The following is an 11657-nucleotide window of genomic DNA, read 5'->3' as shown; positions in this document are numbered from 1 at the left end:
TACTTTTCATTAATATAGTATCTGTTGTACTATAAAAGAAGTAAATTTAGCGAAATGAGGAATGAATGTTGCAAAAGGTGAACCAACTGATTCAAAATATACTTCTAGCATTCATAATGTCTTGTTCTATAACTTCAATTTTTAATGCAACTCCATACTCTTGGTTAAAAATTGAGTTGTTACATATACCTGTATTATTCGTCGTTATACTGGGTCTTTCACTATACATCGTAGAGGATGTACGAAATAGCTTTAAAAAAGTATTGAAATTTGAAACTAGAAAAGACAAGCGTCCAATTTGGCAGGTTGGTGTAGGAATGATTTTCTATTTCACACAGGTTGGATTCGTAGAAATTTTTGCTCGCAGTTTAATGGTACATGATCTTGGTGGGATGCCCCTTTATTTAGTATTTGCCTTTATGAATGCATTTTTACTAACAGTGATTTACGAGGAAATCTTCTATCCTAGATTATCAAACAATCAAACTCCTAAAATTCATAACTAATTCTTTTGTAGAATTTTCGTAACACGTATTGGTCGTAATTTCGGCTGATACGTGTTTTATAATGGAAAAAAGGTCGTTGAAAGGATAAAGTAAAATAGAGACTATTTATATGTAAATAAAGAATTGTTGTAATTATGAAGGAGAGCGTTTAATGGGTAAAGATAAATTATTATTACTAGATGGAAATAGTTTGGCATATCGGGCGTTTTTTGCATTGCCTTTACTAGCAAATGATAGTGGAATTCATACGAATGCTGTATATGGATTTACAACTATGCTGCAAAAAATAGTAGAAGAAGAGAAACCAACCAAAATGCTAGTAGCCTTTGATGCCGGGAAAACCACTTTCCGACACGAATCTTATGGTGAGTATAAGGGCGGACGACAAAAAACGCCACCAGAGCTTTCAGAGCAATTTCCGTATATACGAAAGCTAATCGATGCTTATCAAATTAAGCGTTACGAAAAGGAACTATACGAAGCGGATGATATTATTGGTACCCTAGCAAAGCAAGCTGCTAACGAACAGATGGATGTCATCATCGTTTCAGGTGACAAGGATTTAACACAGCTGGCCACTGATCAAGTAACTGTTTATATCACTCGTAAGGGGATGACGGATATTGAAAAATACACGCCAGCCCATATTGAAGAAAAGTACGGACTTTCTCCTCTTCAAATCATTGATATGAAAGGTTTAATGGGAGATGCCTCTGATAATATTCCAGGTGTACCGGGTGTAGGAGAAAAAACGGCCATCAAATTATTAAAGGAATATGGTTCTGTAGAAGCTTTATATGAACAAATCGAAGAAATGAAAAAGTCGAAAATGAAAGAAAAGCTTGTGGACAACGAAGAACAAGCAAAGCTTTCTAAACAGCTAGCGACAATTTTTACAGAAGCTCCTATTGATATCACTTTGGAGGATTTAAATTATCCGGGGCCAAATGAGGAAGAACTATTAAATGTATGGCAAGAGCTTTCTTTTAAATCGTTAATCGAAAAAAGTGATTTCCAGGTAGAAGAAAAGGAAACTGCTGAACTAGATTTTAATATTGTGCAAGAAGTAACAGAGGATATGCTAAAGGATGTCATGGCTGTTCATGTAGAAATTGAAAATGAACATTATCATTCTTGTCGAGTTTTAGGATTTGGCTTTACAAATGGTGAAGAAACGTTCTATCTTTCCTTTGAAGCAATGCAGCAAAATGAAGCAGTTAAAAACTGGTTAGAGGATGAAACAAAAAAGAAATACATGTCAGATAGTAAAGCAGCTCAGGCTATCTTAAATCGTGTTGGTGTAACCTTGCGTGGTGTTGAATTTGATATGCTGCTTGCAGCTTATATTGTAAATCCAGCCATTTCAGGTGATGATATCGCCACAATTTCAAAGGAATTTGGCTATTCGGATGTCCAAGCAAATGAAACGATTTATGGAAAAGGTGCAAAATGGACGATTCCTGAAGAAACGGTTTTAGGTGAGCATGTTAGTCGTAAAGCCTATGCTATTTGGTCTCTACAGCCGATTCTTGAAGAGAAGCTAAGAGAAAATGAACAGTTTGAGCTATATTACGACTTGGAGCTTCCGCTTGCATCGATTCTCGGGTCTATGGAAAGTAAGGGAATCAAGGTAGATATCCCGACTCTTGAAAATATGGGAGCAGACTTAGAGAAGAAAATTGCTGCACTTGAAACAGAAATTTATGACCTTGCTGGAGAGGAATTTAATATTAATTCTCCTAAGCAATTAGGTGTCATCTTATTTGAAAAGTTGGCACTTCCAGTTGTTAAGAAAACAAAAACGGGCTACTCAACAGCTGCTGATGTATTAGAGAAGCTACAAAGCGAGCATAAAATTGTTCAATTTATTCTAGATTACCGTCAGTTAGCCAAATTACAATCTACTTATATTGAAGGTCTTATTAAAGAGGTACACTGTGAGGACAGCAAGGTGCATACTCGTTTCCAACAGGCATTAACTTCTACTGGTCGATTAAGCTCGACAGATCCGAACCTTCAAAATATCCCGATTCGTTTGGAGGAAGGTAGAAAAATTCGCCAGGCGTTTGTTCCATCTGAAGAAGGCTGGATTTTATTTGCAGCAGACTATTCACAAATCGAATTACGTGTATTAGCTCATATGTCCAATGATGAAAATTTAGTAGATGCGTTTAACAAAGGGATGGATATCCATACACGTACTGCAATGGATGTATTCCATGTATCAGAGGAAGATGTAACCTCGAATATGCGACGTGCTGCAAAAGCAGTTAACTTTGGAATTGTTTATGGAATTAGTGATTATGGTTTATCGCAAAGCTTAAATATTACGCGTAAGGAAGCAGCCGATTTTATCGAGAAATATCTACAAAGCTTCCCAGGTGTTAAGGAATATATGGACACAATTGTTCAAGAGGCGAAGCTCAAAGGATATGTCACAACAATATTAAATCGTCGACGCTATTTACCGGATATTACGAGCAGAAACTTTAACTTGCGAAGCTTTGCAGAGCGGACTGCTATGAACACGCCAATTCAAGGTAGTGCAGCAGATATTATTAAAAAAGCGATGATTGATATGGATGCTCGCTTAAAAGAAGAAGGATTAAAGTCAAAGCTATTACTACAGGTGCACGATGAATTAATTTTTGAAGCACCGCAAGAAGAAATAGAAATTTTAGAAAGAATTGTACCAGAAGTAATGGAGCATGCCATTGAACTAGCTGTTCCATTAAAAGTAGATTTCAATTATGGTCAAACCTGGTACGATGCAAAATAAGGAAGTGGAATTATGCCTGAATTACCAGAGGTAGAAGGGGTTGTTCGGGCACTGGTGCCTGCAGTTGAAGGGAAGCTCATTACTAAATGTGAGCTTTCTGAAACAATCTACACCTCTTTTGGACTAGGCAAGCAATGCATTGTCAAAAATATAGAGCCGAATCTTTTTGAAGAGGCTATGCAAGGAATGCTGATTCAAAGAATTACCCGTCGCTCAAAGTATATTTATTTTCATTTAGAAAAAAATGAAGAGAAGTTTCTTTTTGTGAATCATTTAGGGATGTCTGGAGCATGGTTTGTTGTACAAGCATTAAGCGAAATTACAGAAGATAAGTTTCGTAAGCATGTACATGCCATATTTACCCTGGAGACTGGGGACCTGTTAGTTTATTCGGATATTCGACGTTTTGGGGAGCTTCGCTTTATAAGAAAAGTTGAGGAGCATCCACCACTGCTTCTAATGGCACCTGAGCCTTTTGAGACAGGGGCATGTGATTTCTTTTTAGAAAAGTGTGAGCAGTCTAAATATCAAAACAAACCCATTAAAGAAGTGATTATGGATGGACAGGTCATTTCGGGCTGTGGCAATATTTATGCAACAGAAGCTCTTTTTAAAATGGGCATACATCCTGCTAGAAAAACAAATCGCATTAGTAAAAAAAGAAAAATTGAATTGTTTGAGGCGATTCGAACGATTTTACAGGAAAGTATTGAAATGGGTGGCTCAACAATTTCAGACTACCGCAATATAAACGGTGAGGCTGGCGGGATGCAGGACCGTTTAAAAATGTACGGGAAGAAAACTTGCCCACAATGTAATACGGCTACAAAATCATTGATATTAGGCGGACGTACTTCGGTATATTGTCCGAAATGTCAGCATTAAAGGTGTGTATGGGGAATGATTATTGGGTTAACAGGCAGTATAGCGAGCGGTAAAAGTACCGTGGCCAATATGTTAAAGGAATATGGTTTACCTATAGTTGACGCAGATGTTGTTGCTCGACTTGTTGTAGAACCAGGAACATCTACCCTGCAAAAAATTGTAGAGGCTTTTGGTGAAGATGCTTTAACAGAAGATGGAGCTATGAATCGTCAAAAAATCGGTGCTATCATATTTAATGATGAAGTAAAAAGAAAAGTTTTAAACGGCATCATCCATCCTGCAATACGCCAGGAAATGCTTCGTCAACGAGACGAGCATGTTGAGAATGGTGAAAAAACAGTTGTTATGGATATTCCATTATTGTTTGAAAGTAAATTACAGCATTTTGTTGAGAAGATATTGGTTGTGTCAGTCTCGGAAGAAACGCAGCTAAAGCGTTTAATGGAGCGAAACCAATTATCTGAAGGTGATGCAAAAGCACGTATTCAAACACAGCTGTCACTTAGTGTAAAAGAGCAAGGGGCAGACGCGGTTATAAATAATAATGGGACAATCGAAGAAACGGCTCAGCAATTAGAAACTATATTGCGTAACTGGAACGTTATTTAGCGCTTTATACATTAATCTTGTACTTTAGGCGGATTATTTAACCAAATATGCTATACAATTGGTCGACTTTTATGAGTCGGCCTTTTTCTTGTTTCAGAATATTTAAGTATGGGTAGGAAAAACTATAACTACTGTTATATAAAGTATCACAGTGATTATAACTACTGGATTCAAAAATAATTGTCGACTTTTCAGAATATAGAAACTTCTTTATTTTGGTTAAATTGTGTTCACCTTTTGCGTAAATGTGTTATACTAATTACAAGATGAAAATTAACTAATATAAACTTCAAATATAGGAGGCAATTTTAATAATGACAGTTTCTATTGCTATTAATGGCTTTGGCCGTATCGGACGCATGGTTTTCCGCCAAGCGATTGCTCAAGAGGGATTAAATATTGTTGCGATAAATGCAAGTTACCCAGCAGAAACGTTAGCACATTTAATTAAGTATGACACAAATCATGGTCGTTTTGAAGGAACGGTTGAAACTGAAGAGAATGCGTTAATCGTAAATGGTAAACATGTACAATTAATCAGTGAACGTGATCCACTACAATTACCATGGAAACAATTAGGTGTGGATATTGTAATTGAGGCAACTGGTAAATTTAATGATCGTGAAAAAGCAGCAATGCACTTAGAAGCTGGTGCAAAAAAGGTTATTTTAACTGCTCCAGGTAAAAATGAAGATATTACGCTTGTTATGGGTGTGAATGATGAGCTATTAGATATCGACAAACATGATGTAATTTCAAATGCATCTTGTACAACAAACTGTCTAGCTCCAGTAGCAAAGGTATTAAATGATACTTTTGGTATTGAAAATGGTTTAATGACTACAGTTCATGCTTATACAAATGACCAAAAGAACTTAGATAATCCACATAAGGATTTACGCCGTGCTCGTGCATGTGCAGAAAGCATTATCCCAACTTCTACTGGTGCAGCAAAAGCGTTATCACTAGTATTACCTGAACTAAAAGGTAAATTACACGGTATGGCATTGCGCGTACCAACTTCAAACGTTTCTCTAGTTGACCTTGTAGTAGATCTACAAAAAGACGTAACAATTGAAGAAGTAAATGCAGCCTTCAAAGCAGCAAGTGAAGGTCCATTAAAAGGAATTTTAAATTTCACAATGGAGCCATTAGTTTCAACAGACTACAACACTACAACTTATTCTTCAACAATTGACGGTCAGTTAACTATGGTAATGGGCTCACGCAAAGTGAAAGTTCTTGCCTGGTATGACAACGAGTGGGGCTACTCTGCACGCGTAGTTGACCTAACTAAGAAAATCGTTAAAGCATTAAAAGCAGTACACGCATAATTGTGAAATAATACACGAAGGTAGGAGTATTTATTGCTCCTATCTTTTTTTATTTAACTGGGATGAAACGCGTTGTTGGAGAAAATCAGGATTGAAGTGAGTTTCATAAGTGGAATGAAACTCGTTATGGATGGAATTCGGATTGGAAGTGAGTTTCAACCCCCACCCCAACTCAACCCCCTCATAAAAATAAATTTCCCATGATTCCCGTTTCGTTCAAAAAAGAAATATTTAAGAAAACCATGTTTTTCTACTGTGAAATATATTAAAATTTACTATTACGAGCACAAATTAACTGCTATTTTTCTATATAAATGAGATTTGTTATAATAGTGTTATGAAATAGAGTGAGACGGGAGAATTACTATGAGATGTCCAGCTTGTCAATATAATGGAACACGGGTTGTAGATTCACGACCTGTTGATGATAATAAAGAAATACGTCGCCGCCGGGAATGTGAATCCTGTGGTGTTCGTTTTACAACATTTGAAAAAATTGAAGAAACACCTTTAATCGTTGTTAAAAAAGATGGTTCGAGGGAAGAATTTAGTCGTGAAAAAGTATTGCGCGGTCTTATTCGAGCTTGTGAAAAACGCCCAGTATCCTTAGACACTTTAGAAGGAATTGCGATGTCTGTCGAAAAGGATTTACGAAGAATCGGCAACTCCGAAGTGCGTTCAGACGATGTGGGGGAAAAGGTTATGAACTTACTCGCAAAAGAAGACGAGGTAGCCTATGTTCGTTTTGCATCTGTCTACCGCCAATTTAAAGATATAAATGTATTTATCGCAGAAATGAAAGAACTGCTTCAACGTCAGTCAGATTTGAAAAAATAAAGCTATGGAGGGAATTAAATGGTTCATTTGTATAAAGAAGTACAGCCAACGGATCATTTTGAGATCAGTCTCCCTCATTTTTTATCAACTAATGAACGTCAATTACTAACATTATTTTATCAACCCTTAACAGGACCTGAACCAATTAGTCTCTATTTAACATTATGGGCAGAAGGGGAAGATTTACATAATACTCAGCCAATGACCCATTATTATTTGATGAATGTATTAAATATGCCAATAGGGAAAATTTTCGAAGCAAGAATTGCCCTTGAGGCGATAGGACTACTTAGGACATGGCGTAAGGATGAAGAAGATAGTCGCCGATTTATATATGAATTAAGTCGGCCTCTTGATGCACCTGCTTTTTTTCAGGATCCGTTACTTTCAATGTTCTTATTCTCTAAAATTGGGGAACAGGCATACCGTAAACTAAGAAAACGCTTTACAAGAGCGGTTAATAAGGATTCGTTTAATGAAGTTTCCCGCTCATTTATAGATGTGTACAAGCCGGTGCACATGAATGTTCCAAAGGATTTTGGAGAGATGAGTGTCAGCAAAAAGCAGGAATATCCTTTTTACTTTGAGCAGTTTGATTTTAATTTATTAATGTCTGGCTTATCGGAAAACCTTATTCCTGCCAGTAGTATTACAGCTGAAGTGAAGGAGGTAATTGCAAAGCTTGCCTTTCTTTATCATTTATCGCCATTGGATATGCAAAAGGTTGTTATTTTAGCTCTTGATGATAATATGAAAATTTCTAATGATCGATTAAAAAAGGCAGCTGCAGATTACTATAAGCTAACTGTTTCAAAGGATGCACCAAAAATGGAGAAAACCTTTATTCAAGGCGAAAGTCCACAAATACCTTTAAAAGCATCTAAGGAGCAGGATCTTCAAATCTATCTAGAAACAACGCCTCCACTTCAAGTGTTGAGAGATATCAACAACGGAAAAGAACCATTGCCATCATCAGTAGAGCTTGCAGAGGATCTAATCATGAAGCACGGTATGCCGGTTGGTGTGGTAAATGTGTTGCTTGAATATGTAATGCTGACAACTGATATGAAGCTTCCAAGAAAATATGTGGAAAGAATTGCAGATCATTGGATGCGGAAGAACTTAACAACGGCTAAAGAGGCTATGGAATTAGCACGAACTGAAAGAGATCAGTATACAAAATGGAAAAATGAAAACGACAATAAACCACAAAGCTCGAAATCGGGCGGTACAGGCTATAAAAATCAACAACGCCAAAGTAAAGAAATAATTCCAGAATGGTTCTATAAACGAAACAAACAGGATGAAACGAAGCAGCCGGATATCGAAAAACAGAAGTCAACTGAGGAACGACGTAAAAAGATATTAGAAGCGTTGGGACAATCAGATGGAGAGGTGAACTAAAATCGAACCTATAAATGAAGCTCTTAAAAGAGTGATAAAAATGCCTTCTTTTCAAGAACGATATGAAAAAATGAGACAGGAAATCTTAGAAAATGCTCAAGTTCAAAAGTTTTTACAAGAAAATGACCAAGTTGTCAATAAAGATATGGTGGAGCGAGGTTTAACAACATTATCTGAGTACATTAGCCAGAATTCTACTTGCTGCGGTTGCGATAATACGGATAATTGTACGAATTACTTAAATGGTTTTGTACCAAAGCTCTCAATTATTCGTAATTCAATTGAAATTGAGTATTACAAATGTGAACAAAAGCTGATTGAAGAGGAGAGACGTGAATCAGCGAAAATGATCTCGAGTATGTATATGCCTAAAGACGTTTTACGAGCTAGAGTAAAAGATTTATTAACAAATGATTCACAGATGGATGTGGCAGAGTTAGCTTCTAAGTTCATCAAAAAAGTAAAGGAAACGGGTAAATTACCTTCAAAAGGTCTTTATATTTATGGCCCGTTTGGTGTAGGGAAATCCTTTGTGCTCGGTGCCATTGCAAATGAATTAGCTAGCTTGAAAATACGCTCTGTAGTAGTTTTCGTTCCTGAATTCCTAAGCGAAATGAAGCAAGCAATCTCTGATAATTCACTTCAAGAAAAGGTGGATTTTGTGAAGAAAGCGCCTGTTTTAATGCTGGATGATTTGGGTGCAGAAACTCTTTCTACTTGGACACGTGACGAAATTTTAGGTACGATTTTACATTATCGTATGGCAGAAGAGCTACCGACCTTTATAACATCTAATTTTGATTATGATGGACTTGAAAATCACTTAGCGAATTCTCAAAAAGGTGGTGTAGAGGTAGTTAAAGCAGCTCGAATAATGGAACGTATTAAAGCGACTACTACGCCAATTCAAATGGAAGGTATGAATCGAAGAACCTAAAAGTAAAAAAACTTTATTTCAATGTTGCAATTTTAAAACTTCGAGCGTATACTACATTGTAATTAATCAATATCTAAATGCTTTGATAAGGACAATAGGTTTGTGAAACGACTTAAAGAGAGGGAAGCCATGGCTGCAAGCTTCCTAGTAACGAACACATTCTTTACTACCTTGGAGCATTAGCGGGGATAATCCGCTAACGTATTCGGTACGTTAACCGACCTAGAGCTTCGTCTGATACATAGGTATCGGAAGGAAGAAGGGTGGAACCACGAGCATACGCGTCGTCCCTTTCATAGGGATGGCGCTTTTTATTTTGGCAAAAATAAATTGATTACGTATGACTATCAATCAGAATCAGGAAGCGTAGCATTTAAGGAGTTTTACATGCACCTTCTGCCAAAATTAGAATGAAAAGGAGAAATGGACATGTCAGAAATTATTAAATTAACTTTCCCAGATGGCGCAGTAAAGGAATTTGAGCGTGGTACTTCAACAGCAGAAGTGGCAGGCTCAATCAGCCCAGGACTAAAAAAACAAGCATTAGCAGGTAAATTAAACGGTGCATTAATCGATCTAAAAACACCAATTGAAGAAGATGGTGCAATTGAAATTATTACACCAAAATCAGAGGAAGCTTTAGAGATCCTACGTCACTCAACTGCCCACTTAACTGCACAAGCATTAAAACGTTTGTACCCAGGTATTAAACTTGGTATCGGTCCAGTTATCGAAGGTGGATTCTACTATGATGTGGATGCGCCTGAACCAATTTCTGCTGACGATTTCCCGAAAATCGAAAAAGAAATGAAAAAAATCATCTCAGAAAACATTGAGATTGAGCGTAAAAACGTTTCACGTGATGATGCGCAAAAAATCTATGAAGAAGTTGATGATGAGTACAAATTAGAGCTTTTAGAAGCAATCCCGGCCAACGAAGAAGTTTCAATTTATTATCAAGGTGACTTTTTCGACCTTTGCCGTGGAATTCACGTACCATCAACAGGTAAACTAAAAGAGTTCAAGTTACTGTCTTTAGCTGGGGCTTATTGGAGAGGGAATTCTGATAACAAAATGCTTCAACGTATTTACGGTACAGCCTTCTTTAACAAAGAAGATTTAAAGCACCACCTTCAAATGCTTGAAGAAGCAAAGGAACGTGATCACCGTAAAATCGGTAAAGAGCTTGAGCTATTCACATTATCACAAACTGTTGGTCAAGGCTTACCACTTTGGTTACCAAACGGTGCAACAATCCGTCGTACAGTAGAGCGTTACATTGTCGATAAGGAATTGCGCCTAGGCTACAAACACGTTTACACTCCAGTTCTTGGTTCAAAACGTTTATATGAAACTTCAGGTCACTGGGAGCACTACCAAGAGGATATGTTCCCGCCAATGGAGATGGACAACGAAACATTAGTAATGCGTCCGATGAACTGTCCTCACCATATGATGGTTTATGCAAGCAGCATGCACTCTTACCGCGAGTTGCCAATTCGTATTGCAGAGCTTGGCACAATGCACCGTTATGAATCTTCAGGTGGTTTATCTGGTTTACAGCGTGTTCGAGGGATGACTTTAAACGATGCTCATATCTTTGTTCGTCCAGACCAAATTAAAGAAGAATTCAAGCGTACAGTTGAACTGGTGCTGGATGTATATAAAGATTTCGACCTAACAGAGTATAAGTTCCGTTTATCTTATCGTGACCCTCAGGATACTGAGAAATACTTCAATGATGATGCAATGTGGGAAAAGGCACAAAGCATGTTAAAAGAAGCGATGGATGAATTAGGGCTAGAATACTTTGAAGCAGAGGGTGAAGCTGCATTCTATGGTCCAAAATTAGATGTTCAAGTTAAAACTGCTATCGGTAAAGAAGAGACTTTATCAACAGTTCAGCTTGACTTCTTATTACCGGAACGCTTCGACTTATCTTATGTTGGAGAAGATGGTAAACAGCATAGACCAGTAGTTATTCACCGTGGAGTTGTTTCAACAATGGAACGCTTTATTGCCTTCCTAATTGAAGAATACAAAGGGGCATTCCCAACTTGGTTAGCACCAGTTCAGGTGGAAATTATCCCTGTATCAAACGAAGTTCACTTTGACTATGCAAAACAAGTGGAAGAAAAGCTTCTAGCAGCAGGCATTCGTGTAGAAATGGATTATCGCGAAGAAAAACTAGGCTACAAAATCCGTGAAGCACAAATGAAGAAAATTCCTTATATGCTTGTATTAGGTGACAAGGAAATGGAAGCTGGCGATGTTAACATTCGTCGTTACGGCTCAAAGGATTCTGAAACTGTTTCTTTAGAAAGCTTCTTAGAAATGATTACAGCTGAAGCAAATAAATAAAATGA

General features: G+C 37.3%; 9 protein-coding genes. All 9 read left to right on the top strand.

All coding sequences use genetic code 11. From position 1 onward, the window contains the following. Positions 1 to 65: 65 nt before the first annotated feature. The 9 genes from LG296_RS13355 (at position 66) to thrS (ending at position 11652) form a co-directional block, all read left to right on the top strand. Positions 66 to 506, top strand: coding sequence for a DNA polymerase I (locus LG296_RS13355; RefSeq protein WP_107934227.1), 441 nt, complete (start codon positions 66 to 68; stop codon positions 504 to 506). Positions 507 to 657: 151 nt separating this feature from the next. Next, the gene (polA, locus tag LG296_RS13350; protein ID WP_404427057.1) at positions 658 to 3285 is read left to right on the top strand and encodes a DNA polymerase I; all 2628 of its coding nucleotides are present in this window, start codon (positions 658 to 660) and stop codon (positions 3283 to 3285) included. A gap of 12 nt (positions 3286 to 3297) precedes the next feature. Beyond that, positions 3298 to 4170, top strand: a complete 873-nt coding sequence (gene mutM, locus LG296_RS13345) for a bifunctional DNA-formamidopyrimidine glycosylase/DNA-(apurinic or apyrimidinic site) lyase (protein ID WP_404427055.1) — start codon at positions 3298 to 3300, stop codon at positions 4168 to 4170. A gap of 15 nt (positions 4171 to 4185) precedes the next feature. Continuing rightward, positions 4186 to 4779, top strand: a complete 594-nt coding sequence (gene coaE / locus LG296_RS13340; protein WP_107934222.1) for a dephospho-CoA kinase — start codon at positions 4186 to 4188, stop codon at positions 4777 to 4779. Positions 4780 to 5093: 314 nt separating this feature from the next. Next, on the top strand, positions 5094 to 6113 hold the full coding sequence (locus tag LG296_RS13335) for a glyceraldehyde-3-phosphate dehydrogenase (RefSeq protein WP_107934220.1): 1020 nt from the start codon (positions 5094 to 5096) through the stop codon (positions 6111 to 6113). A gap of 366 nt (positions 6114 to 6479) precedes the next feature. Then, a complete protein-coding gene (gene nrdR / locus LG296_RS13330; RefSeq protein ID WP_107934218.1) occupies positions 6480 to 6950 on the top strand; it encodes a transcriptional regulator NrdR in 471 nt (156 codons plus the stop codon). Between the two features lie 18 nt (positions 6951 to 6968). Continuing rightward, positions 6969 to 8354, top strand: coding sequence for a replication initiation and membrane attachment family protein (locus LG296_RS13325; RefSeq protein WP_107934216.1), 1386 nt, complete (start codon positions 6969 to 6971; stop codon positions 8352 to 8354). A 40-nt stretch (positions 8355 to 8394) separates the two neighbouring features. Next, on the top strand, positions 8395 to 9291 hold the full coding sequence (dnaI, locus tag LG296_RS13320; protein ID WP_235867539.1) for a primosomal protein DnaI: 897 nt from the start codon (positions 8395 to 8397) through the stop codon (positions 9289 to 9291). A gap of 429 nt (positions 9292 to 9720) precedes the next feature. After that, complete coding sequence (gene thrS / locus LG296_RS13315) at positions 9721 to 11652, top strand: threonine--tRNA ligase (protein ID WP_404427054.1); 1932 nt, start codon at positions 9721 to 9723, stop codon at positions 11650 to 11652. The last annotated feature ends 5 nt before the right edge of the window (positions 11653 to 11657 follow it).

The organism is Ureibacillus chungkukjangi (assembly GCF_044795995.1).
Classification (GTDB): Bacteria; Bacillota; Bacilli; order Bacillales_A; family Planococcaceae; genus Ureibacillus; species Ureibacillus chungkukjangi.
This window is presented reverse-complemented; position numbering and strand designations above follow the sequence as displayed.